Here is a 21,933-nt window from a genome sequence, read left to right on the forward strand (position 1 = left end):
GGTGATGAGTGGCGCCCGCCGAGGATAAGCGGTGCCGCTGCCTTCAGATCCACTGTTCCTGCTCCACGCCATCGTCGGCATGGTAGGTCAGGTATTGCACCATGCGTGGCACCGCGCCGAGGTTGGGCGTCGCGCAATGGGGCAGGGCCTGGTGCCAGATGATGAAGTCGCCGGCCTGGCCCGGCACCGCCACCGGCTGCAGTTGCTGCAGCGCCCATTCGCGCGGATTGTGGCCGGGCGGCACGGTCGCCAGCCAGTCGGCGATGTGGTGCTGGAAGCCCGGCACGCAGTGAAACGCGCCATGGCTGGCGGCGCAGTCGCCCAGGTACAGCAGGCCTTGCAGCTTGAATGGTATCGGCAGGGCCAGGCTGGTATCCCAGTGCAGCGGGCTTCCCGTAAAACAAGTGCCCTCGGCTTGCGGCGGACTGAAGCTGACCTTGTCGATCGTCGGATAAATTGCATCGCTGCGATATAGCTGCTGGTAGGCGCGCCGGATGCGTGGCTGGTGGCGGATGGTTTCCAGTGCCGGATGATCTGAAAACTGCAGCATGAAGCCCACCTTGCCCGGATGTGTCCGGTACCAGGAAGCACGGTCGTCCAGGCTTGCGCCCAGGTAGTCCCAGATCGCCGCCTGCGCCGCCTGGCACAGGTCCTGCGGCACGGCGCCGCGCAGCACCACATAGCCATGCTGCTTCCAGAACTGCAGGTCAACGGCCGTCAGTACATCGTCGACGGTGTCAAACGCATGGGCAGGCCGCGCGCGCGTGCGCGTCGTGATCCATGCCAGGAAGGCCTCGAAGGTGGGGCGCTGATGAAACAGGAAGTGCAGGGCTTCGTCCATGAAGATGCCGCGCGCGTACAGTGCCCTGATCTGCGCCTGGTGCTGAGCCGGCGCATCGGCGCCTGTCGGCTTGCCGGTACAGCGCTGCCACAGGCCGCGCAGGCGTGGCAGATCATCTATCACTAAGCCTTCAGCCGCCGCCACAAGGTAGTGCGGCTGATGCCCATGTGTTGCGCGGCGGCGTCGCGCCGGCCGCCGAAGCGGGCCAGCACCTCGGCCGCGCTTTCTGCGCGCACGGGCGGGCTGGCTACAGGCAGCGATGGCGGCGGTACGCTGTTGCCATCGCTGCCGCCCAGTTCCGGCGCGACCGCCAGCATGAAGGCAGGGGTGAGTGCCTGCAGCGGTTCGGCCGCCAGGAACAGCGCCAGCCGTTCGGCCAGGTTGCGCAGTTCGCGCACATTGCCAGGCCAGCCGTAGCGGCGCAGCAGCGGCGCGCAGGCCAGCAACTGCGCATGCAGGTTCGGCTGCGGACGGGCGCCGAGCGCGGCCAGTGCAGTTTTCAGCGACCACTCCATCAGGCCGGCGATATCTTCGCTGCGCTCGCGCAGCGCAGGCAGTTGCAGACGCAGTACGGCCAGGCGGTAAAACAGGTCTGCCCGGAAGCGGCCTTCGCGGATGCGCTGCTCCAGGTCGCAATGGGTGGCACTGATGATGCGCACATGGATGGGAATCGGCCGCGTACCGCCGACGCGCACCACTTCGCGTTCTTCCAGCACGCGCAGCAAGCGCGTTTGCAAAGGCAAGGGCATTTCGCCGATTTCGTCGAGGAACAGGGTGCCGTGGTTGGCCGCTTCGAACAGGCCCGCATGGCCGCCCCGGCGCGCGCCCGTAAACGCGCCGTCTTCGTGGCCGAACAGTTCCGATTCCAGCAAGGATTCTGCGATGGCGCCGCAATTGATGGCGACAAACGGCCGGTTGGCGCCAAGGCTGCGTGGGCTTTCACGGTGGATCGCCTGTGCCACCAGCTCCTTGCCGGTACCGGTCTCGCCCTGGATCAGCACCGTCGCCGGCGATTTGCCGAACAGCAGCACCGACTGGCGCAGCGCTTCCATCGTGTCGGATACACCGCGCAGGTCGTGCAGTCCGTGGCGTGCGCGCTGCACCTCGCCGGCCGGCGCGCGCTTGCCGCGATTTGCTTCGAGCTGTGTCAGGCGCGCCAGTTCCAGCGCATCGTCGAACGCGCGCCGTATCGCCGTGGCCGAATATACGAACACTGCCGCCAAGCCTGCCTCTTCGGCCAGGTCGGTCACCAGGCCGGCGCCGACGACGGCTTTCACGCCGGCTGCCTTCAGTTCATTGATTTGCGCGCGCGCGTCTTCTTCGGTCGCATAGCTGCGTTGCGCGATGCGAAAGCCGAAGGTGGACGCAAATTCGGCCAGTTCCGGCATCGTATCCTGGTAGGTCACCACGCCGATTTGCGGCGAGATGCGGCGTGCGCGCGCCAGCGCCTGCATCACGTCGTAGCCGCTGGCCTTGGCGATAATCACCGGTACCGACAGCCGGCCTTTCAGGTAGGCGCCGTTCGAGCCGGCCGCGATCACGGCGTCGCAGCGCTCCAGTGCCATGCGTTCGCGGATATGGCGCACGGCGTCATCAAAGCCCAGATTGATCGGCTCGATGGTGGCCAGGTGGTCGTATTCGAGGGTGATATCGCGGAACAGGTCGGACAGGCGCGAGACCGAGACGGTCCAGATGACGGGCTTGTCGCGGTGGTCCAGCATGGGCAGGGAAGGGCGGCGCATGGGGCCGATTGTAAAGCATTTGCCCGGGTGCCTGACGCGGAGACAGGCAAGTGCTCTGTTGTATCGCCGGCACGCGCCACGGCTTGCGCGTGCTGCTGCGGCGTCATATGAAGAAATCCGCTGAAACTGGTTTATGATCTGTCAGCATCTTGTTGCCCTTCCTTCAATCTTGTGGTGTCCATGAACCGCGTTCCGACCAGCCTTGACTTCATTGCCGACGCCTTGCAGCTGCTTGCCTTGCCGGCCTGTGCCTGCGACTGCTGCGGCATGGTGGTGGCCGCCAATGGCGCGTTGGCGCAGATGCTGGGCATGGATGTGACGGGGCGTCTGCTGGCCGCTTGTTTCAGCGATGCGTATCGCGCGTCCAGCACCAGCATGCTGCGGTCCACCCTGGGCCCGGCGGGGCGCGAGCGCCAATGGGACAGCTGCCTGCAAGGTATCGATGCGCACATCGCGGTACAGGTCTGGGCCAAGCCTTTGCAGCCGGCCGATGGCGCCGGCCTGGCCGGCGCCATCCTGGTGTTTGCCGACATCAGCGTGCAGCAGCGCGACCAGCAGGCCCTGCGCAAGTCGCTGCTGGAACAGCAGGCGATCCTGGAAAGCGCCGCTGTCGGCATCCTGTTTTCGCGCGACGGCGTGATTGAGGAGTGCAATAGCCGCGCCGCCGAAATGCTAGGCTATGCGCGCCACCAGCTGACCGGCTTGCCGGGCGCGGCACTGTACCGCTCGCAGGAAGACTACCAGGCGCTGGGCTGCGAGGCCGGCCCGCTGCTGTCGATCGGCCGCTCATTCAGCACCGAGCTGCAATTGCGGCGCCTTGACGGCAGCCTGTTCTGGAGCCGGCTGCACGGGCGCGCCGTCGACCCGCTCAACACACAGGACGGCACGGTATGGATCATCGAGGACATCAGCGACCACCGGCGCGATGAAGGCCAGCTGCGCCGCGCCATGCTGGAGCAGCAGGCCATCCTCGACAACGCTTCGGTCGGCATCCTGTTTTCGCGTTCGCGCCAGGTCTTGCGCTGCAATCCGCGCTTTGCCGAGATGTTCGGTTATTCGGTGCAGGAGATGACGGGCATGCCCGCCAGCGCGCTGTTCCCATCGCCCGAGGCTTACGCTGAACTTGGTGCGCTGGCCACGCCGCTGCTGGGCCAGGGCCTGTCGTACGAACAGGAGGAAACGCAGTTCCGGCGCCGCGACGGCAGTCTGTTCTGGTGCCGCATCCGTGCCAAGGCGGTCTACCAGGAGCGCAGCGAGCAGGGCACGATCTGGATACTGGAAGACGTCAGCGCCAGTCGCCAGACGCAGATGGAAGTGGCGGCCATCATGACCAATGCCTCGGTCAGCATCCTGTTTACCAAGAACCGCCTGATCACGCGCTACAACCTGGGCTTTGCCGAAATGTTCGGCTACCAGGGCGACGAGGCGCTGGGCCTGCCCGGGCGCGCGCTGTATCTGTCGCAGGATGCCTACGACAGGCTGGGTGCGGCCGCCTTTCCCTTCCTGTCGGTGGGCAAACCGTTCCAGACCGAAGTGGAAATGCAGCGCAAGGACGGCAGCACCTTGTGGGGCCAGTTGATCGCCTATGTCGTCAATCCGGACGATGCGGCAGCCGGCACCATCTGGATTATTGAAGACCGTACGGAAGCCAAGCGGGCCGAAGAATCGTTGCGCAATGCAATGCTGGAAAACCAGGCCATCCTCGACAGCGCCGTGCTGGGTATTTCGGTGATCGAAAACGGCTACAACCTGCATGCCAACACCAAGATGGAAGAGTTGTTCGGCTACGGTCCCGGCCAGATCAACGGCCTGTCGGTGCAGGCCCTGTATCCGGACCAGGCCTCGTGGAAGGCGGCGCGCGGCGAAACGGCGCGCGACTTCGAGGCTGGCCGCGTGCACATGTCGGAATACCAGCTGGTGCGCAAGGACGGCAGCCGCTTCTGGGCGCGCCTGTCGGGCCGTCCGTTCGACCTGGCGCATGCGCATGGCCGCTCGGTGTGGCTGGTCGACGATGTGACGGCGCGCCGCGAGGCGGCCGAAGCGGTGCTGCGCGCGCGCGACGAACTGGAATTGCGGGTGCGGGAGCGCACGGCCGAACTGGCCGGCGCCAACGCCCTGCTGCAAGGCGAGATCGCCGAGCGGCGCCAGGCCGAGGCGCGCGTGCACCACATGGCCTATCACGACAGCCTGACCGGCTTGCCGAACCGCGCGTTGCTGGCCGACCGCCTGGAACGCGCGATGCTGGCTTCGCAGCGCTCCGGCGGCAAGCTGGCCGTGATGTTCATCGACCTGGACCGCTTCAAGAACATCAACGATTCGCTGGGACACATGACCGGTGACATTCTGCTCAAGGAAGTGGCGGCACGGCTGTGCCGCGCGGTGCGCACCAGCGACACGGTGGCGCGTCTGGGCGGCGATGAATTCGTGGTGCTGGTGCCTGGTATCCGTGGCGCCGAAGAGGCCGCTACGGTGGCCGCCAAGATCATCGAGTCGCTGACCCCCGCGTTTCCGCTCGAAGGCCACGTGCTGCATATCACGCCGTCGATCGGCATCTGTCTGTATCCGGACGATGGCGCCGATGTCGACGCGCTGATGCGCCATGCCGATGCGGCGATGTATCACGCCAAGGCGAACGGCCGCAACAACTACCAGTTCTTCACGCAGAAGATGAACCAGGCGGCGGCGATCCACTTCGACCTGGAAAGCAGCTTGCGCACGGCGCTGGCGCAGGACCAGTTCGAGCTGTACTACCAGCCGGTGATCGATATCGCCACGCGCACCCTGCATGGCATGGAGGTGCTGCTGCGCTGGCGCCGGCCCGGCCACGGCCTGGTGATGCCGGACCGTTTCATTCCCATCCTGGAGGAAAACGGCATGATCGTGTCGGTTGGCGCCTGGGTCATGCGCAAGGCCTGCGAGCAGAGCATGGCATGGCTGCGCCAGGGTTTGCAGCCGGTGCCGCTGGCGGTCAATCTGTCGCCGCGCCAGTTCATGCACACGGGCCTGGTGGCCTCGATCGGTGCCGTGCTCGAGGAAAGCGGCATCGCGCCCGCTTTGCTGGAGTTTGAAATCACCGAGACGGCGCTGATGCAGCAGGGTGAGCAGACGCTGGAGATCCTGCGCCAGATCAACGCCATGGGCTTGCGCCTGTCGATCGACGACTTTGGCACCGGCTACTCCAGCCTGGCCTACCTGAAGCGCTTTCCGGTCAGGAAGGTCAAGATCGACCGCGCCTTTATCAAGGACCTGGAAACCAGCGCGGAGGACCGCGCCATCGTGTCGGCCATCATCGCGCTGGCCGACAGCCTGCAATTGTCGACCGTGGCCGAAGGAGTGGAGACGGAGCAGCAGTTCGCCTTGCTGCAAGGCAAAGGCTGCCGCTATGCCCAGGGCTATCTGTTTTCGGCGCCGATGCCGGCCGCGAATGCACAGATGCTGCTGGAGCGCCAGGCAGACTAGTCGATGGTGGCTATAACGGGTGCATGATCGGACGGTTGTTCCCACTTGCGCGGCACGCGGTCGATCACGCAGGCGCTGCAGCGCGCAGCCAGTGCCGGCGACAGCAGGATATGGTCGATGCGCAGGCCCTTGTTCAGGCGGAAGCCCAGCTGGCGGTAATCCCACCAGCTGAACGACTTGTCGGCCTGCTCGAACAGGCGGAAGGAATCGACCAGGCCGAGGTCGAACAGGCGCCGCAGGGCGTCGCGCTCCTTGTCTGATACCAGCACCTGGCCGGCCCAGGCGACCGGGTCGTGCACGTCGCGGTCGTCCGGCGCGATATTGTAGTCGCCCAGCACTGCCAGTTGCGGATGCCTGGCCGCTTCTTCGGCCAGCCAGTCATGCAGGGCGGCCAGCCAGCCCAGCTTGTATTCATACTTGTCGGAATCGACGCTCTGGCCGTTCGGCACATAGGCGCACACCACGCGCACGCCGCCTATGGTGGCCGCCAGGATGCGCTGCTGCGCGTCTTCGTAGCGGGGATTGTTACGGACCACATCCTCGATCGTCAGCTTCGACAGGATGGCCACGCCGTTATAGGTTTTCTGGCCGCTGAAGACCACTTGGTAGCCGGCTGCCGCGATCTCGGCGGCGGGAAATTTGTCGTCCGTCAGCTTGGTTTCTTGCAGGCACAAGATGTCGACCGGATTGTCGGCCAGCCACTGCAGCACTTGCGGCAGGCGCACTTTCAGCGAATTCACGTTCCAGGTGGCTAATTTCATGGGAGAGTTTCCTTAAGGGGCGATAGCGGCGAATCTTACCGCATGGCGCTAGCCGGCGTACCGGCATCGTTGGCTGGCCGCTGTGGTTTATTTGCCCTACGGGAAGATAAGGTTCAAAAAAGACTATATTTTTAACCAATCGTGGCGCATGCGGTTTCGGTTTTTGTGTATGATTGATCAAGCGCCATGGTTGATTTGCCAAATTTGATTGTGTTGATGTTATCTGCGGGAAGCCAAACACGATAAAGGTGTAAAGTTTCTCGCTAAAACGCAATGAACACTACTAAAATGGCATATTGTGACAGCCGTGTCATGCAGGCTGTGGCAACCGTGAGATGAGATAATCGGAATTCACCGTGTGTGATTCTGAATTACAGACCATTGCGCCTGAGGCTGATCGCAAGTTCCGTCTTTGGCGCCGCCGGTCTTGCTATATAACTGCGTTACTGTTTCTGAACATTGTTTTTTTTAGTTAAGAAATGGTACCATCTGGAAATGTTGCAGTTTTAATAGTGAGACTTGCGCGTAGCATTTGCAAAGGAAGAAAATGCGAACTGCATTTGAAGCGTGGGCGCAGCGTGACGGCCACATTGTTCGGCGACGAGAAGACAAGCCGGACGAATATCTGATTTTCGAAACCCAGCGGCGCTGGGTGATCTGGCAGGCGGCCTTGACTCATGGCAAGACGACGCCGAAACCACGCGTAAGCGCGGCCGAAAAGGCCGCGAAGGCGCAGCGTGCACTGGAAATGTCGTCCGACGAGGCGGCCGTGCGCAACAAGGTGCTCAATGAGGTGCTCGACGCTTTCAGCAGCGCCGACGGCGCCGCCGGCATGGAAGGCATCCTGAAAGTCATCCAGGGCCTGAAACAGCAGCAGAAAGTGCCGGCCGCCGACAAGAGCGAAGATTCGACGGCTTGAGGAGACGGCGATGCGTTACCGGCATTACAAGGGCGGAATCTACGAACTGGTGTGCGAAGCCACGCTGGAGTCAGATCTGACCCCGATGATCGTCTACCGCGCCGCCGACGGCTCGATCTGGACCCGGCCGAAAGACGTGTTCTTTCAGTTGATCGAGGTCGAGGGCGTCATGGTGCAGCGCTTTGCTCCGATTAACTGATCTGATCTTATCTTATTATTACTCACTGACGGCCGTGTTCGCGCGTGCCAGGAAACCTCATGCCAAGTAACATCATGCGTCATCTGCTGGCATCGGCCACGCTGCTGGTCCTTGCCTGCGCGTCGGCGCAGGCTGAAACGGTCGGCTCGGTCGACACTGCTTTCAAGCTGATCGGTCCCGATCACAAGATCGTCGTCGAAGCGTATGACGATCCGCGCGTCACCGGCGTATCGTGCTATCTGTCGCGCGCCAAGACGGGCGGCATCAAGGGCGCCGTCGGCCTGGCCGAAGACAAGGCTGACGCCTCGGTCGCCTGCCGCCAGGTGGGTCCGCTGCAATTTAACGGCAAGCTGCCGCGCCAGGAAGAAGTGTTCAGCGAACGCGCTTCGATCTTCTTCAAGCATGTGCGCGTGGTACGCATGGTGGACCCCAAGCGCAATGCGCTGATCTACCTCGTGTATTCCGACCGCCTGATCGACGGCAGTCCGAAAAACAGCGTGACTGCCGTGCCGGTTCCCGCCAACCTGCCGATTCCCTTGCGTTAAAAGGACTCTGCGATGCGCCGCTTTTTCGCTGCCATGCTGCTGTTGACCGGCTTGGCCGGCTGCGCCACCATGACCGGTTCGACCGAGCAGATGGTGCTGGTGCAAACCATTTACGACAACCGCCAGCTGGCCGGTGCCGGTTGCATCCTCAGCAACGACATGGGCAAGTGGTTCGTTACCACGCCGGGCCGCATCATGATCCGCAAGAGCCGTGAGCCGCTGAAGGTCGACTGCAAGAAAAGCGGCTCGCCGGCCGTCGTGATGGACAATCAGTTTGACGCCGCCATCAATGGTGGCAGCGCCTGGAGCAATGCCATCTTTACGCTGGGCGTCGGCTATTTCGTCGACCGCGACACGGGTGCCGCCTATGATTATCCGTCGACCCTGACCGTCATCATGCAGGATCCGGCGCGCCGGGCGCCGGCTGCAGCGGCGCCGGCGGCACCGGTAGTGGCGCCCGCTGCGGCGCAGCCCGCTGCCGTCACCATGCCGCCGGCCACGCTTGCACCTGCGCCTTCACTTGCGCCCAAGCCCGCGCCTTCACCGATCCCCGATCCCGTCGTCTATTAAACATTTCCACGCATGAAAAAAGCCGCCAGGGTCGATTGAACCGTGGCGGCTTTTGATCTTTATCGCGCGTTTATTGAACGCGGTTCAGCAGGAAGGTGGTCAGCAGTGGCACCGGACGACCGGTCGCACCTTTTGCCGCGCCCGATTTCCAGGCCGTGCCGGCGATGTCCAGATGCGCCCAGGTGTACTTTTTGGTGAAGTTTTCCAGGAACGCTGCGGCCGTGACGGCGCCGCCGCCAGGTGAGCCGATATTGCCCAGGTCAGCGAAGTTCGATTTCAGCTGCTCGTTGTACGCTTCCTCGATCGGCATGCGCCATGCGGTGTCGGACGCCTGCTTGCCGGCCGCCAGCAGCTCGTTGGCCAGCTGGTCGTGCGCCGCATCGGAACGCGTGAACAGGCCCGTGTTGTGGTGGCCCAGCGCGATCACGCAAGCGCCGGTCAGGGTGGCGATGTCGACCACCACCGCCGGCTTGAAGCGCTCGGCATAGGTCAGCGCGTCGCACAGCACCAGGCGGCCTTCGGCGTCGGTGTTGAGCACTTCGATCGTCAGGCCGTTCATCGAGGTGACGATGTCGCCCGGCTTGGTGGCGCGGCCCGACGGCATGTTTTCGCAGGCGGCGATCACGCCGATCACGTTCAGCTTCAAATTCATTTCGCCGATGGCGCGGAAGGTGCCCAGCACCGAGGCGGCGCCGCACATGTCGTACTTCATTTCATCCATGCCGGGACCGGCCTTGAGCGAAATGCCGCCCGTGTCGAAGGTGATGCCTTTGCCGACCAGGACCACCGGTGCATCCTTGGCCTTGCCGCCCATGTGTTTCAGGACGATGAATTTCGGTGGCTGTTCGCTGCCGTTGGTGACCGACAGGAAGCTGCCCATCTTCAGCGCTTCGAGCTGTTTGCGGTCCAGTACTTCGACCTCAAACTTGTAGTCCTTGGCCAGCTGCTTGGCGGTGTTGGCCAGGTAGGTCGGGTTAGCGATATTGGCCGGCAGGTCGCCCAGGTTGCGGGTGAAGTTCGAGCCGTTGGCAATTGCGATCGCCTGCGCCAGAGCGCCGCGCGTGGCGGCGGTAGCCGGTGCCGACAGCACGATCTTGCGCACGCCGGCAGGGGCCGGATCCTTCTTGCTTTTTTGCGAGTCGCAGCGGTACTGGCCGTCATGCGCAGCCTGCACCACGCAACGAATCGCCCAATTTACATCGCGCTCTTTCACATCACCCAGCGGTAATGCGATAATGGCGTCCGCCGCGCCCAGCGAACCGAAGACCTTCAGGGCCGCTTGTACGCCGGTGGCAAAGCTTTTTTCGCTGACGGCTTCATCGCTGCCCATGCCGACCAGCAGTACGCGCTCGGCGCTGACGCCGTCAACGGCGCGCAGCAGCAGGGTGCTGCCAGGTTTGCCGGTGATGTCGCCGGACTTCAGCGCAGCCGAAATGGCACCCTTGCTGTCCAGCGCTTGTGCCGCTGGCGACAGTTTTTTGTTTTCGAATACCGCAACCGCGATGCATCCGCTTTTGGCGGTGCCGAGGGGGCTCTTGGTATCGAATGCTTTTATGCTAAAGTCCATTTGGTTCTCCGTTTTCATTTACCAGTAACGTCTTACTCAACTAACTGACCCGAATTATAAACTCCGAATGATCTTTCAACGTGCCCTTCGACGTGAATTGGCTAGTGCCGCCGGGGCCACCTTCACTGTTTTATTCAGTATCCTGCTCACCTGGATGCTTATCGGTATCCTCGGCAAGGCCGCCGGCGGCAAGGTCGCCTCGGCCGACGTCATGTCGCTGATGCTGTTTTCCTCGCTGATGCAGCTGCCCACCATTTTGATACTGACCGGTTTCATCTCGGTGCTGATGGTCGTCACACGCAGCTACAAGGAATCCGAAATGGTGGTGTGGTTCGCCTCGGGCCTGAGCCTGTCGCGCTGGATCGCGCCGGTACTCAGCTTCGGTCTGCCGCTGGTGGTTGCCATCGGCGCCCTGAGCCTGTACGGCACGCCGTGGGCCCAGCAAAAAAGCGATGCCTACGTGGCGCGTTTTGAAAAGCGCGAGGACCTGCAGAAAGTCACGCCTGGCCAGTTCCGTGAGTCCGCCGGCAGCAACCGCATTTTCTTTGTCGAGGGCGTCAGCGGCGAGAAGAACGTGGTGCAAAACGTGTTCGTCAACACCGTCGACGCCAATGGCAGCGCGGTAGTGGTGGTCGCCAAGGAAGGCGTGATCAATACCGACGCCACAGGCAGCCGCTTCCTGGTGCTGAAAGAAGGCCGCCGCTACCAGGGCATCCCGACCCAGTCCGATTTCCAGACCATGGAATTCGAACAATACATCATGCGCGTCGAAAGCCGCCAGCAGGAGCTGGGCGCCGACCTGGGCGTGCGCGCCATGAGCACCATGGCGCTGATTGAAGCGAACAACCGGTTCACCATGGCCGAACTGGTGTGGCGCGTCAGTGCGCCGCTGATCGCGCTGCTGCTGATCCTGCTGGCCATTCCACTGGGATTCGTCAATCCGCGCGCCGGCAGTTCGGCCAACCTGATCGTGGCGCTGTTGATTTTCTTCAGCTACAGCAACCTGACCAAGGTGCTTGAAGCGAGCGTGAAGCAGGGCCGCCTGAGCTTCGGCATGGCCTGGTGGCCACTGCACCTGCTGGCGCTGCTGGCCGTGGTGGCGCTGTTCGCCTGGCGCCTGAATGTGAATCACCGCTATCATCCGCTGGTCCTGCTGGCGTCCTTCAAGCGCGCGCGCTGCGCCGGCAAACAGAGTAAAGCGGACACGAAATGAAGATATTACAGCGCTATTTTGCGGTCTCGATATTCCAGGCGGTGTTCTTCGTCCTGCTTGCCTTCCTGGCGCTGCAGGCGTTCATCGACCTGACGGGCGAGCTGCCCAAGGTCGGCCGCAACGGCTATACCATCCAGTACGCCTTTTTCTATGTGCTGGTGCTGGTGCCAGGCCACGTGTATGAGGTCATGCCGATCGCCGCGCTGATCGGCACCATCTACACGATGGCGCAGTTCGCCGCCAGCTCGGAATTTACCATCATGCGCGCCTCGAGCATGTCGACCTCGATGGCGGCCGGCTTCCTGCTGCGCATCGGCGTGGTGTTTGTCGCCATCACCTTTCTGTTCGGCGAATTCGTCACGCCCTACACCGAGCCGCTGGCCGAGCGTTTGAAACTGACCGCGCGCGGCACCGCGGTGTCGAGCGAGTTCCGCTCCGGCCTGTGGACCAAGGACATGATCAAGAGCGACGGCTTGACGGGCACCGTCACCGGCTCGCGCTTTTTCAACGTCGGCGAGGCGCGTCCCGACGGCCAGCTGAAAAACGTCAAGCTGTACGAATTCGACACCACCATGCGCCTGCGCACCATGACGGTGGCCGCCAGCGCGATTTACCAGGGCAACAACGTCTGGCGCCTCAGTGACGTGACGGAGACGGCGTTCTCGAACAGCGCCGCCACCACGCCCGGCTACGAACCCAAGCTGCAGAATTACTATGGACAGGAAACCAGTCTGGTGCGCACCGTGAAAAGCGCCACCAAGGACATGGTCTCGGAAGTGACGCCGAAGATACTGACTGTGTCCGCTTCCGACCCGGAGCGCATGTCGGCCAGTGAACTGGCGGTGTACACACGCCACCTGGCCGAGAACAAGCAGGAGACCGAGCGCTTCCGCATCGCCTTCTGGAAAAAGCTGATCGACCCGCTGGCCATTTTCGTGCTGATGGCGCTGGCGCTGCCGTTCGCCTACATGCATACGCGCAGCGGCGGCGTCAGCCTGAAGATTTTTATCGGCATCATGATCGGCGTGAGCTTCATGCTGGTCAATACCCTGTTTTCCCACCTTGGCCTGCTCAGTACCTGGCCAGCTTTCCTCACTGCAGCCGCGCCCAGCGTGCTGTATCTGTTGGCGGCGCTGGTCATGCTGTGGTGGGTGGAGCGACACTGATGAGCAATATTCCTGTACAGCAGACCCTGATCCTGTTCGCGCATGGCGCGCGCGCCGCTTCCTGGGCTGCTCCCTTCGAACGCCTGCGTGAGATGACGCAAGCGCGCATGCCCGGCGTTGCCGTACACCTGGCCTTTCTGGAGCTGATGACGCCGCGCCTGCCCGAACTGATCCCGTCCTTGCTGGCCGGCCTGCCCGATGGTGCGGTGCTCGACGCCATCGTGGTGCCGGTGTTCCTGGGGCAGGGCGGCCATGTACTGCGCGACCTGCCGCTGCTGGTGGACGAATTGCGTCAGGCGCACCCGCAGCTGCGCCTGAAGGTGGTAGAGGCGGTCGGCGAAAACGCCAGCGTGCTGGCGGCAATTGCCGATTATTGCGTGGCCGCACCCGGCCAGGCGTGAACGGGCCGGTCGATATCGTCTACCTGTGGGTGGACGGGCAAGACCCGGCCTGGCGCGTGCGCCACCGCGCCGCCTATGCGCAGTGGGCGATACAGCACCCTGGCCAGCTGGCCTTGCACGGCAATGTGGCGGGGCGCTACCGCGACAACGGCGAGCTGCGCTACAACCTGCGCGCACTCGAGCGCTTCTTTCCCGACCATGGCCATATTTATCTGGTGACCGACCGCCAGGTCCCAGGCTGGCTGCGCGCGTCGAACCACCTGACAGTGATCGATCACCGCGACCTGATGCCGGCGTCCGCGCTGCCGGTATTCGACTCGGCCCATATCGAGTCGTATCTGCATCACATCCCCGGCCTGGCCGAACGGTTTTTATATCTGAATGACGATGTTTTCCTGGGCCAGCCATTCGAGGTGGATCACTGGTTCGAGCATGGCTTGTGCGTCTACCTGGAAGAGGCAATAGTGGACTTGCCGGCGCAACTGAGTCCTGATGTGGCAGCGCCCGGCAATTGCGCCGTGCTGTCGCGTAACTGGCTGGCGGCGCGCGATAGCGCCTACCGGCACATACCGCATTTGTTTGCGCATGCGCCGCGCCCGATGCTGGTCAGCGCCATGCAGATGCTGGAGCGGCAAGCCTCCGAACTGTTTGCCCAGGTACGCTCTACCGTGTTTCGCTCCTGGCGTGCGCCGGCACTGCTGCCCGACCTGGTGCCGCGATGGATGGTGGAACAGGGGCTGGCGCGCAGTGTCGTGCTCGATCCGCTGCATATCGCCAGTGGCGCCCCGGATGCGCCCGCGCGGCTGGCGCAGCTGTGCGCGCACTTTGGCAGCTTGCCGTTTTTCTGTATTAACGATACCTGCGACGAGGCGCAAGACGATGATCCGCGCCTGTTGCGGGTGGCAGCGATGCTGCAGCAGTTGTTGCCGCAGCCATCGCGCTTCGAGCGGGATGTCAGCGCGCCTTTGGCTGGCGCAGCTTGATGAGGGCAGCCGCGCTGGTATCGGCCATGGCGGCCAGGAACAGCAGCAGGTAGCCGTCCAGTTCGAACACTTCTTCCAGCAGTTCCGAGTAAATGTCCGGCAAGGCCTGGATGACCTTCTTGTCGAACGGCCAGCCGGCTACCATGAACAGGCCGCCGATCAGGGTGATGAGGGTCACGCGCATGCCGAAGATGGCGCGCACATGGGCAAACACGGCGCGCGCGCGCGGCACGAAAAACACCAGCAGGCGCAGCAGCACCAGCAATTCCAGCACGCGCAGGGTTTTTTCCAGCACGTTCCATGCATACGACTCGCCCATCTCGCGAATTTCCAGCTCGCGCAGCAAAAAGCCGAACATCAGCGCCGACAGGCCGGCGTGGATCAGGAAACGCAGCGAATCGCGGTCCGGCTCGGTCCACGCCTTTTGCCCGTGCACCGCGCAAGCGAGCGCCAGGAACAGTGCCTGCAGGCATTCGAGCAGATGGTTTTCATTGTCGATGGCGGGAAAAACCAGCCACAGGCCGATCTGGCCCACGGTGACCAGCAACATCGTGGCGAAAAGGCCGGCGTTGCTGCGGCTCAGTGATTGCAGCGATACGCGCAAGGAAGAAAAATTCATGAGTGAGAACAAGGTAGGAAGTGCAGAGACGCGGTATTGCGGCGGCAGTATCCTACCATGTTTCGCATCAGATCAATAGTTACTGACTTTAAAGTCGGTAAAAACAGGCGTGTCCCGTGCCTGGCTGCCGCGCATGGCCATCGCCTCGCCCAGCATCACCAGGACGGGGCCTTGCTTGTCGCCCAGGCCCTGCGCCAGTTGCGACAAGGTCATGCGCACGATGCGCTGTTCCGGCCGGCTGCAGTTTTCAATCACCACCACCGGTGTCGCTGCGCTGCGGCCCTGTGCCCGCAAGCGCTGCGCGGTAGCGATCGCTTCGCGCCCGCCCATGTATTGCACCAGTGTGTCGCAGTCCGGTACCGCCGTGTGCTCGGATTCGCCGGGCGCGGTGCTGGAGGTGAAAAAAGCCACGCTGCGCGATACGCCGCGCTTCGTTAACGGTTGCTGCGTGGCGGCGGCGGCGGCCAGCGCGGTAGTAATGCCGGGCACCACTTCCACGTCGACTCCGGCTTCTTCGAGCGCACGCAGTTCTTCATCGGCGCGGCCGAACAGCATCGGGTCGCCGCCTTTCAGCCGCACCACGATGGCGTGCTTGCGCGCCGAATCGACCAGTTGCTTGTTGATGAAGGCCTGCGCCGTCGACAACTGGCCACAGCGCTTGCCAACCAGGATTTTTTTCGCCTGCGGACACAGCTCCAGCATCTCGCCAGTGACGAGTGCGTCGTGCAGCACCACGTCGGCCTGCGCCAGCAGGCGTGCGCCGCGCAAGGTCATCAGGTCTTGCGCGCCAGGGCCGGCGCCTATCAGGTAGACCTTGCCTGGAAGAGATGGGGAGTAGTTCATGCTTGCCTTCCTCAGTCGAAACGGATCATTCCCGCTGCAACCGTCTGGTGGGTGACTTCATCGATCAGGATAAAGGCGCCGGTGGCGCGAATATCGGCATACGCGTCGGCCGCCAGCGGCTGCTGCACGTTCAGGCTGATGCGGGCGATATCGTTCAGCTTCAGTCCTTCGGCCGGGTGGCGTTGCTGGGTATTGATGTCGAGCAGGGTGTCGATCGCCGTCACCCTGGCCGCCGTCTGTTTCGTGCCGTGCTTGATCCAGTATTTGCGGCGCAGGTCCAGCGCGTCTTCCGACAGCCAGCATACATCGGCCACCACCTGTTTCAGCAAGGTGGCAGGGCGGTCGGCACCGGCCAGCAGGTCGCCGCGCGAAATATCGAGATATTCATTGAGCAGCAGGGTCACCGACTGGCCGACCACTGCCGACGGCAGCGAACCGTCCAGCGTGACGATATCCTTGACGGTGGCCGTCTGGCCCGAAGGCTGCACTACCAGCGTGTCGCCAATGCTGACCTTGCCCGCTTCGATGCGGCCCATGTAGCCGCGGAAATCATTCGCTTCGTGGCCGTTGTGGCGCGCCACCAGCTGCACCGGGAAGCGGAACGGGGCGTCGTGCGATTCGTCGTAGACCGACAGGGATTCGAGCAGCTCGATCAGGGTCGGGCCAGTGTACCAGCCCAGCTTGTCGCCGCGCTCGACGACGTTGTCGCCGGTCAGGGCCGACAACGGAATCGGCGTGATGTCCTTCAGGCCCAGCGACTGGGCAAACTCGCGGTAGGCGGCAACGATGCGCTTGTATACCGTTTCATCGTAATCGACCAGGTCCATCTTGTTGACGGCCACGACCACGTGTTCGATCTGCAGCAGGTGGGCGATGGTCGAATGGCGCTTGGTCTGGATCAGCAACTCCACGCTGCCATCGTCACCAAATTTGACTTTCGACACATCGATCAGGATGATGACGGCGTCGGCGGTTGACGCTCCCGTGACCATATTGCGCGTGTACTGCTCGTGGCCCGGCGTGTCGGCGATAATGAACTTGCGTTTCGGCGTGGCGAAGTAACGGTAGGCCACGTCGATCGTGATGCCTTGCTCGCGCTCGGCTTCCAGACCGTCCGTCAGCAGCGACAGGTCGACCGTGTCGCCCACCGTGCGCTTGTGCTTGGAGCGCGACATGGCGTCGAGCTGGTCGGCGAAGATGCCCTTGCTGTCGAACAGCAAACGGCCGATCAGCGTGCTCTTGCCGTCATCGACGGAGCCGGCCGTAATAAAGCGCAGCATGCCGCGCTCGACGCTGTCGGTGAGATTGGTGTTCTGGGTTGCTGCGTTCATTAGAAATACCCTGCTTTCTTGCGTTTTTCCATCGAGGCTTCGGAGGTCTGGTCATCCATGCGGGTGGCGCCGCGCTCCGTGATTTGCGTGATTGCCGTTTCGGCGATGATGGCGTCCACCGTGGCCGCATCGGACGACACGGGGCAGGTGCACGAGATATCGCCGACGGTACGGAAGCGCACCACTTGCGTTTCCACCGTTTCGCCTTCGCGCGGCGGCGTCAGATCGGTCAGCGGCACCAGCAGGCCGTTGCGCGGGATTACCTGGCGCTCGTGCGCAAAGTAGATCGGCGGCAGTTCCAGTTTTTCGCGAGCAATATATTGCCACACGTCCAGTTCGGTCCAGTTCGAGATCGGGAACACGCGCATGTTTTCACCAGGATGCACACGGGTGTTATACAATTCCCACAGCTCCGGACGCTGGGCTTTCGGGTCCCAGGCACCGAATTCGTCACGGAACGAGAAGATGCGTTCCTTGGCGCGGGCTTTTTCTTCGTCGCGGCGGGCGCCACCGATGCAGGCGTCAAACTTGTGTTCGGCAATGGTTTCCAGCAGCGTTACTGCTTGCGCCGCATTGCGTGAGTCTAGCGCCGGGTTGCGCAGGCGTACCGTGCCGCGCTTGATCGAGTCTTCCACCGAGCCGACAATCAGACGCTCGCCCAGTTCTGCCACTTTCTTGTCGCGGAAGGTGATCACTTCCGGGAAGTTATGGCCGGTGTCGATATGTACCAGGGGAAACGGGAATTTGCCCGGGCGGAAGGCTTTTTCCGCCAGGCGCAGCAGGACGACGGAATCCTTGCCGCCTGAAAACAGCAGCGCCGGGTTGGCCGATTCGGCCGCCACTTCGCGCATGATGTGGATGGCTTCCGACTCAAGGCTGTCGAGGTGGCGCTGGTTCAAAATATTGCTCATATTGGATGCTTTCTTGTTCTCTGTTAGCGGTTTCAGGCGGCCACGGATTTAATGCGTATCAACTTGCCGTCCACCATGTGCAGGCCGCACTCCTTGGAGTCGGGGTTTTCCCACCACCAGCGCCCGGCGCGCACGTCTTCGCCCGGTTGTACGGCGCGCGTGCACGGTTCGCAGCCGATCGACGGATAACCCTGGTCATGCAGCGCATTGTAGGGCACGTCGTTGGCGCGGATATACGCCCACACATCGTCTTCAGACCAGTCGGCCAGCGGGTTGAATTTGGTCATTGCGTGCGCTGTATCAATCTCCTGCACATGCAGTTCGGCGCGCGTGCTCGATTGCGCACGGCGCTGTCCCGTGACCCAGGCCTTGTTGCCGGCCAGGGCGCGGCCCAGGGGCTCGACCTTGCGGATGCGGCAGCATTCGCGGCGCATCTCGACGCTGTTGTAGAAAGCGTTCAGGCCGTTCTGTTCCACGTAGGCCGCAACCGCTTCCGGCTGCGGGCGATACAGCGTGATGTCATGCGCGTACCGCTGCTTGACCTTGCCCAGCACGGCCAGGGTTTCCTGGTGCAGACGGCCCGTTTCCAGCGAAAAAATGCCTATCGGCAGCTTCGCTTTCAAAATCATGTCGGTCAGCACCATGTCTTCGGCTGCCAGGCTGGACGCGAACACGGCCGGCGAAAAATCGGCCGCGATGCGTGCCAGCGTTTGCTCGGTGGCGCTGACTAAAGTAGTAAGGTCGCTCATGTCAGTTAGCCTCAGATGCCGGCCGCGTTGTCGAGGTCAGGATTCTGGCCTGTACGGTGGTGGCGGCGGAACAGCGGCGACTTCTGGTCCCACGAGGCCTGGTAGGTTTCCGAAAAGACGGACAAACCTTTCAATGCGTCATGGATGCTGCGGTCCGGACGCGTCGCATAGGCGTCAAAACCGACCCGGTGCATCGAAAACAGCTGGTCGCGCAGCACGTCGCCGATGGCGCGCAGTTCGCCTTTGTAACCAAGGCGGGCGCGCAGGTTGAAGGCGATCGAGTAGCCGCGGCCATCGGTGAACTTCGGAAAGTCGATGGCGATGACGGCCAGTTGTGGCATCACGTCGGCCAGCTCTTCAGGGCGCTCGTCGCCGGCCAGCCACACGCCAACATCGGGCAGGCGCGCGGCAAGTGCCTCGCGCTGGGCTTGCCATACCAGCAGCGGCACGATGACCTTGCCTTCGGGAACGAGCACGGTTTCCGGCGTGTCGTTTTCGTCCAGGCGCAGCAGACCCCAGTCATTGGCCACGACTGCAGCGTTCTTGATGATTTCTTCGCGTACTTCAAACATATTCGTCTTCTCCGACCAGATTGCCGACGGTGATCGGCGTTGCATACACATGTTCCTTGAACGGCGGCAAGCCCAGGCGCTGGGCCGTGTCGACAAAGCGCTCGCCTTCATGGCGCTCGCGTACGTACACGTGCAGCAGGCGGGCAATGACTTCCGGCATCTGCAGGGCCGAGAACGATGGTCCGATGATCTTGCCGATGGCGGCCTGGTTGCCTTGCGCACCGCCGATCGACACCTGGTACCATTCGCTGCCGTCCTTGTCGACACCGAGCACGCCGATGCTGCCCACGTGATGGTGGCCGCAGGCGTTGATGCAGCCGGAAATATTCAGTTCGATCTCGCCGATATCGTGCTGGAAGTCGATATTGTCGAAACGCTCGGCAATCGCGGCGGCGATCGGCAGCGACTTGGCGTTGGCCAGCGAGCAGAAATCGCCGCCCGGGCAGCAGATCATGTCGGTCAGCAAGCCGATATTCGGTGTCGCCAGGCCATGCGCCTTCGCTTCCTGCCACAGTTTGAACAGTTTCGACTGCTCGACGTCGGCCAGCACCAGGTTCTGTTCGTGCGTGACGCGCAGTTCGCCAAAGCTGTAGCGGTCGGCCAGGTCGGCCACGAAGTCGATCTGCTCGGCTGTTGCGTCGCCTGGCGGCACGCCGGTTTTCTTCAGCGACAGCACCACCGCCACATAGCCCGGGCGCTGGTGCGGCTTCACATTGCGCAAGATCCAGTTGGCATAGGCCTTGTTGTCGGCGTGTTCGCCGGCGTAATCGAGGTCAGCCAGCTCCAGGTAGGCGGGTGGGTTGAAAAATGCCGCCACGCGCTGCATTTCCTCGACCGTCAGGGTTTCCGGGCCGTCTTTCAGGTCCACCCATTCCGCTTCCACCTGGCGCGTGAATTCTTCCACGCCGATGGCTTTGAGCAAGATCTTGATGCGCGCCTTGTACTTGTTGTCGCGGCGGCCGTGCAGGTTGTAGACGCGCATGATCGCTTGCGTGTAGGTCAGCAGATGCTGCCATGGCAAGAATTCGCGCACCACGCTGCCCAGGATAGGCGTGCGGCCCATGCCGCCGCCGGCCATCACCTTGAAGCCCACTTCGCCGGCCTCATTGCGCACGGCGGTCAGGCCGATATCGTGCACGGCGATGGCGGCGCGGTCCTGCTCGGCGCCATTGATGGCCACCTTGAACTTGCGCGGCAGGGCGATGAACTCGGGGTGGAAGGTGCTCCACTGGCGCAACACTTCGGCATACGGGCGCGGATCGATGATTTCATCGGCCGCCACGCCGGCGTACGGGTCAGACGTTGTATTGCGGATACAGTTGCCGGAAGTCTGGATCGCGTGCATCTCCACCGACGCCAGGTCGGTCAGGATGTCTGGCGTCTGTTCCAGTTCGACCCAGTTGAACTGGATATTCTGGCGCGTGGTGAAGTGGCCGTAGCCGCGGTCATACTTGCGCGCGATATGGGCAAACATGCGCATCTGCTTCGACGACAGCAGGCCGTACGGCACGGCGATGCGCAGCATATAGGCGTGGCGCTGCATGTACAGGCCGTTTTGCAGGCGCAGCGGAATGAATTCCTCTTCCGTCAATTCATTGGCAAGCCGGCGCGCAACCTGGTCGCGGTACTGGGCGATGCGTTCTTTGACGATAAGGTGGTCGTACTGATCGTAATGGTACATATCAAATCCTAAATAAGCCGGGGTACTGGAAGATTGCCTGGGTGTTCTTTAATTAATAGATTAGCTTTATCGCCACGGTGGTCAAGGTCATCGCCAGCAGCACGCGCAAAAACTTCTCCGGTACCGAGCGCGCCACCCACGAACCGAGGGTAATGCCGGGCAGGGAGCCGATCAACAGCGAGATCAGCAGTTCCCAGTGGATGGACCCGAGCCACCAGTGGCCCAGCGCGGCAATCGCCGTCAAGGGTACGGCATAAGCGATATCGGTGCCGGCTACTTCGGCCGAGCTCATGCTCGGATACAGCATCACCAGCAAGGTCGCGCCGATGGCGCCGGCGCCGATCGATGACACGGTGACCAGCACGCCCAGCACGGCGCCGGAAATAACCGTGGCGGCGGCAAGCTTGCTGCCTTGCAGTTGTTTTTCAGGGTGGGCATTGATCCAATCCAGCATGCGGCCCTTGAAGATCAGGGCAACCACCGTCAGCAGTACCGAGCCGGCGATCGAGTAGCGGATAATCTGGCCGATTTCGGGCGACACGGTGCCGAACGACTTCAAGGCCAGGGTCGACACCACGGCGGCGGGCAGGGCGCCGATGCACAAACGCTTGACGATATCCCAGCGCACGGTGCCGCGCAGCCGGTGCGTCAGGGTGCCGGCGCTCTTGGTAATCGAGGCAAAGGCCAGGTCGGTGCCGACGGCAACCGATGGCGAGACGCCAAACAGCAAGGTTAACAGCGGAGTCATCAGCGAGCCGCCACCGACACCGGTCATGCCGACCAGTAAACCTACGGCAAATCCTGAGACTATATAAGACAAAGTCATGCTTGCACCCCCAAAGTACCCGCAATAGTAATAAA

General features: G+C 62.6%; 21 protein-coding genes. 9 read left to right on the plus strand and 12 right to left on the minus strand.

Translation table 11 applies throughout. From position 1 onward, the window contains the following. Nucleotides 1-43: 43 nt before the first annotated feature. Together ACQ4WM_RS24245 and prpR are read right to left on the minus strand one after the other, a co-directional pair. Complete coding sequence (locus tag ACQ4WM_RS24245; protein ID WP_436549212.1) at nucleotides 44-964, minus strand: phytanoyl-CoA dioxygenase family protein; 921 nt, start codon at nucleotides 962-964, stop codon at nucleotides 44-46. Next, a complete protein-coding gene (gene prpR / locus ACQ4WM_RS24250; protein WP_436549213.1) occupies nucleotides 964-2,583 on the minus strand; it encodes a propionate catabolism operon regulatory protein PrpR in 1,620 nt (539 codons plus the stop codon). Before prpR ends, ACQ4WM_RS24245 begins: the two co-directional genes overlap by 1 nt. Nucleotides 2,584-2,763: 180 nt before the next feature. Between prpR and ACQ4WM_RS24255 the strand changes: the two genes are divergently transcribed. Next, complete coding sequence (locus tag ACQ4WM_RS24255) at nucleotides 2,764-6,042, plus strand: bifunctional diguanylate cyclase/phosphodiesterase (RefSeq protein WP_436549214.1); 3,279 nt, start codon at nucleotides 2,764-2,766, stop codon at nucleotides 6,040-6,042. On the opposite strand, the gene xth is transcribed toward ACQ4WM_RS24255, so the two are convergent. Then, nucleotides 6,039-6,803 (minus strand): exodeoxyribonuclease III, encoded by a 765-nt coding sequence (gene xth / locus ACQ4WM_RS24260; RefSeq protein WP_436549215.1) that lies wholly within the window; start codon nucleotides 6,801-6,803, stop codon nucleotides 6,039-6,041. The two genes, ACQ4WM_RS24255 and xth, sit on opposite strands and share 4 nt — an antisense overlap. Before the next feature lie 547 nt (nucleotides 6,804-7,350). On the opposite strand from xth, the gene ACQ4WM_RS24265 reads away from it, so the two are divergent. Genes ACQ4WM_RS24265 through ACQ4WM_RS24280 form a run of 4 tightly spaced genes read left to right on the plus strand, consistent with a single transcriptional unit; the run spans nucleotide 7,351 to nucleotide 9,036 of the window. Further along, entirely contained in the window at nucleotides 7,351-7,722 is a 372-nt protein-coding gene (locus ACQ4WM_RS24265) for a phiTE_015 family protein (RefSeq protein ID WP_436549216.1), read from the plus strand. Between the two features lie 10 nt (nucleotides 7,723-7,732). After that, nucleotides 7,733-7,921, plus strand: a complete 189-nt coding sequence (locus tag ACQ4WM_RS24270) for a DUF1653 domain-containing protein (protein WP_065306721.1) — start codon at nucleotides 7,733-7,735, stop codon at nucleotides 7,919-7,921. A gap of 59 nt (nucleotides 7,922-7,980) precedes the next feature. Next, nucleotides 7,981-8,466 (plus strand): CreA family protein, encoded by a 486-nt coding sequence (locus tag ACQ4WM_RS24275; RefSeq protein ID WP_436549217.1) that lies wholly within the window; start codon nucleotides 7,981-7,983, stop codon nucleotides 8,464-8,466. 12 nt (nucleotides 8,467-8,478) lie between these two features. Then, a complete protein-coding gene (locus ACQ4WM_RS24280) occupies nucleotides 8,479-9,036 on the plus strand; it encodes a hypothetical protein (protein ID WP_436549218.1) in 558 nt (185 codons plus the stop codon). A 70-nt stretch (nucleotides 9,037-9,106) separates the two neighbouring features. Here ACQ4WM_RS24280 and ACQ4WM_RS24285 read toward each other — a convergent pair whose 3' ends face one another. Then, nucleotides 9,107-10,603, minus strand: coding sequence for a leucyl aminopeptidase (locus ACQ4WM_RS24285; protein ID WP_436549219.1), 1,497 nt, complete (start codon nucleotides 10,601-10,603; stop codon nucleotides 9,107-9,109). 67 nt (nucleotides 10,604-10,670) lie between these two features. On the opposite strand from ACQ4WM_RS24285, the gene lptF reads away from it, so the two are divergent. The 4 genes from lptF to ACQ4WM_RS24305 are packed head-to-tail and all read left to right on the plus strand — an operon-like array spanning nucleotide 10,671 to nucleotide 14,366. Beyond that, nucleotides 10,671-11,816: an LPS export ABC transporter permease LptF gene (gene lptF / locus ACQ4WM_RS24290; RefSeq protein WP_436549220.1), complete on the plus strand. Its 1,146-nt coding sequence runs from the start codon at nucleotides 10,671-10,673 to the stop codon at nucleotides 11,814-11,816. Beyond that, a complete protein-coding gene (gene lptG / locus ACQ4WM_RS24295; RefSeq protein ID WP_436549221.1) occupies nucleotides 11,813-12,982 on the plus strand; it encodes an LPS export ABC transporter permease LptG in 1,170 nt (389 codons plus the stop codon). Before lptF ends, lptG begins: the two co-directional genes overlap by 4 nt. Continuing rightward, the gene (locus ACQ4WM_RS24300; protein WP_436549222.1) at nucleotides 12,982-13,383 is read left to right on the plus strand and encodes a sirohydrochlorin chelatase; all 402 of its coding nucleotides are present in this window, start codon (nucleotides 12,982-12,984) and stop codon (nucleotides 13,381-13,383) included. The genes lptG and ACQ4WM_RS24300 overlap by 1 nt, the downstream gene beginning before the upstream one ends. Continuing rightward, entirely contained in the window at nucleotides 13,380-14,366 is a 987-nt protein-coding gene (locus tag ACQ4WM_RS24305) for a Stealth CR1 domain-containing protein (protein WP_436549223.1), read from the plus strand. The genes ACQ4WM_RS24300 and ACQ4WM_RS24305 overlap by 4 nt, the downstream gene beginning before the upstream one ends. Here ACQ4WM_RS24305 and ACQ4WM_RS24310 read toward each other — a convergent pair. The 8 genes from ACQ4WM_RS24310 to ACQ4WM_RS24345 form a co-directional block, all read right to left on the minus strand. Further along, nucleotides 14,338-14,985, minus strand: coding sequence for a hypothetical protein (locus tag ACQ4WM_RS24310; protein WP_436549224.1), 648 nt, complete (start codon nucleotides 14,983-14,985; stop codon nucleotides 14,338-14,340). The two genes, ACQ4WM_RS24305 and ACQ4WM_RS24310, sit on opposite strands and share 29 nt — an antisense overlap. A 72-nt stretch (nucleotides 14,986-15,057) precedes the next feature. Further along, nucleotides 15,058-15,828 (minus strand): uroporphyrinogen-III C-methyltransferase, encoded by a 771-nt coding sequence (cobA, locus tag ACQ4WM_RS24315; RefSeq protein ID WP_436549225.1) that lies wholly within the window; start codon nucleotides 15,826-15,828, stop codon nucleotides 15,058-15,060. An 11-nt stretch (nucleotides 15,829-15,839) separates the two neighbouring features. Beyond that, nucleotides 15,840-17,159, minus strand: a complete 1,320-nt coding sequence (locus ACQ4WM_RS24320; protein WP_436549226.1) for a sulfate adenylyltransferase subunit 1 — start codon at nucleotides 17,157-17,159, stop codon at nucleotides 15,840-15,842. Further along, nucleotides 17,159-18,070 carry a sulfate adenylyltransferase subunit CysD gene (gene cysD / locus ACQ4WM_RS24325; protein ID WP_436549227.1) on the minus strand — a complete coding sequence of 304 codons (912 nt, stop codon included), beginning with the start codon at nucleotides 18,068-18,070 and terminating at the stop codon, nucleotides 17,159-17,161. The genes ACQ4WM_RS24320 and cysD overlap by 1 nt, the downstream gene beginning before the upstream one ends. 32 nt (nucleotides 18,071-18,102) lie before the next feature. Then, a complete protein-coding gene (locus ACQ4WM_RS24330) occupies nucleotides 18,103-18,819 on the minus strand; it encodes a phosphoadenylyl-sulfate reductase (RefSeq protein WP_436549228.1) in 717 nt (238 codons plus the stop codon). An 11-nt stretch (nucleotides 18,820-18,830) separates the two neighbouring features. Further along, complete coding sequence (locus tag ACQ4WM_RS24335) at nucleotides 18,831-19,391, minus strand: DUF934 domain-containing protein (RefSeq protein ID WP_436549229.1); 561 nt, start codon at nucleotides 19,389-19,391, stop codon at nucleotides 18,831-18,833. Continuing rightward, nucleotides 19,384-21,072 (minus strand): nitrite/sulfite reductase, encoded by a 1,689-nt coding sequence (locus ACQ4WM_RS24340; RefSeq protein ID WP_436549230.1) that lies wholly within the window; start codon nucleotides 21,070-21,072, stop codon nucleotides 19,384-19,386. Before ACQ4WM_RS24340 ends, ACQ4WM_RS24335 begins: the two co-directional genes overlap by 8 nt. Nucleotides 21,073-21,124: 52 nt before the next feature. Further along, nucleotides 21,125-21,898 carry a sulfite exporter TauE/SafE family protein gene (locus ACQ4WM_RS24345; protein ID WP_436549231.1) on the minus strand — a complete coding sequence of 258 codons (774 nt, stop codon included), beginning with the start codon at nucleotides 21,896-21,898 and terminating at the stop codon, nucleotides 21,125-21,127. Between the last annotated feature and the right edge of the window lie 35 nt (nucleotides 21,899-21,933).

The organism is Janthinobacterium longum, assembly GCF_051380735.1.
Lineage (GTDB): Bacteria > Pseudomonadota > Gammaproteobacteria > Burkholderiales > Burkholderiaceae_D > Janthinobacterium.

What these genes read in the sequence shown, in the direction of transcription:
- cysD (WP_436549227.1), bottom strand. Translation starts at nt 18,070, where the DNA reads ATGAGCAATATTTTGAACCAGCGCCACCTCGACAGCCTTGAGTCGGAA.
- ACQ4WM_RS24275 (WP_436549217.1), top strand. Translation starts at nt 7,981, where the DNA reads ATGCCAAGTAACATCATGCGTCATCTGCTGGCATCGGCCACGCTGCTG.
- lptG (WP_436549221.1), top strand. Translation starts at nt 11,813, where the DNA reads ATGAAGATATTACAGCGCTATTTTGCGGTCTCGATATTCCAGGCGGTG.
- cobA (WP_436549225.1), bottom strand. Translation starts at nt 15,828, where the DNA reads ATGAACTACTCCCCATCTCTTCCAGGCAAGGTCTACCTGATAGGCGCC.
- ACQ4WM_RS24285 (WP_436549219.1), bottom strand. Translation starts at nt 10,603, where the DNA reads ATGGACTTTAGCATAAAAGCATTCGATACCAAGAGCCCCCTCGGCACC.
- ACQ4WM_RS24320 (WP_436549226.1), bottom strand. Translation starts at nt 17,159, where the DNA reads ATGAACGCAGCAACCCAGAACACCAATCTCACCGACAGCGTCGAGCGC.
- ACQ4WM_RS24345 (WP_436549231.1), bottom strand. Translation starts at nt 21,898, where the DNA reads ATGACTTTGTCTTATATAGTCTCAGGATTTGCCGTAGGTTTACTGGTC.
- lptF (WP_436549220.1), top strand. Translation starts at nt 10,671, where the DNA reads ATGATCTTTCAACGTGCCCTTCGACGTGAATTGGCTAGTGCCGCCGGG.
- prpR (WP_436549213.1), bottom strand. Translation starts at nt 2,583, where the DNA reads ATGCGCCGCCCTTCCCTGCCCATGCTGGACCACCGCGACAAGCCCGTC.
- ACQ4WM_RS24270 (WP_065306721.1), top strand. Translation starts at nt 7,733, where the DNA reads ATGCGTTACCGGCATTACAAGGGCGGAATCTACGAACTGGTGTGCGAA.
- ACQ4WM_RS24335 (WP_436549229.1), bottom strand. Translation starts at nt 19,391, where the DNA reads ATGTTTGAAGTACGCGAAGAAATCATCAAGAACGCTGCAGTCGTGGCC.
- ACQ4WM_RS24300 (WP_436549222.1), top strand. Translation starts at nt 12,982, where the DNA reads ATGAGCAATATTCCTGTACAGCAGACCCTGATCCTGTTCGCGCATGGC.
- ACQ4WM_RS24340 (WP_436549230.1), bottom strand. Translation starts at nt 21,072, where the DNA reads ATGTACCATTACGATCAGTACGACCACCTTATCGTCAAAGAACGCATC.
- ACQ4WM_RS24330 (WP_436549228.1), bottom strand. Translation starts at nt 18,819, where the DNA reads ATGAGCGACCTTACTACTTTAGTCAGCGCCACCGAGCAAACGCTGGCA.
- ACQ4WM_RS24280 (WP_436549218.1), top strand. Translation starts at nt 8,479, where the DNA reads ATGCGCCGCTTTTTCGCTGCCATGCTGCTGTTGACCGGCTTGGCCGGC.
- ACQ4WM_RS24255 (WP_436549214.1), top strand. Translation starts at nt 2,764, where the DNA reads ATGAACCGCGTTCCGACCAGCCTTGACTTCATTGCCGACGCCTTGCAG.
- ACQ4WM_RS24265 (WP_436549216.1), top strand. Translation starts at nt 7,351, where the DNA reads ATGCGAACTGCATTTGAAGCGTGGGCGCAGCGTGACGGCCACATTGTT.
- xth (WP_436549215.1), bottom strand. Translation starts at nt 6,803, where the DNA reads ATGAAATTAGCCACCTGGAACGTGAATTCGCTGAAAGTGCGCCTGCCG.
- ACQ4WM_RS24310 (WP_436549224.1), bottom strand. Translation starts at nt 14,985, where the DNA reads ATGAATTTTTCTTCCTTGCGCGTATCGCTGCAATCACTGAGCCGCAGC.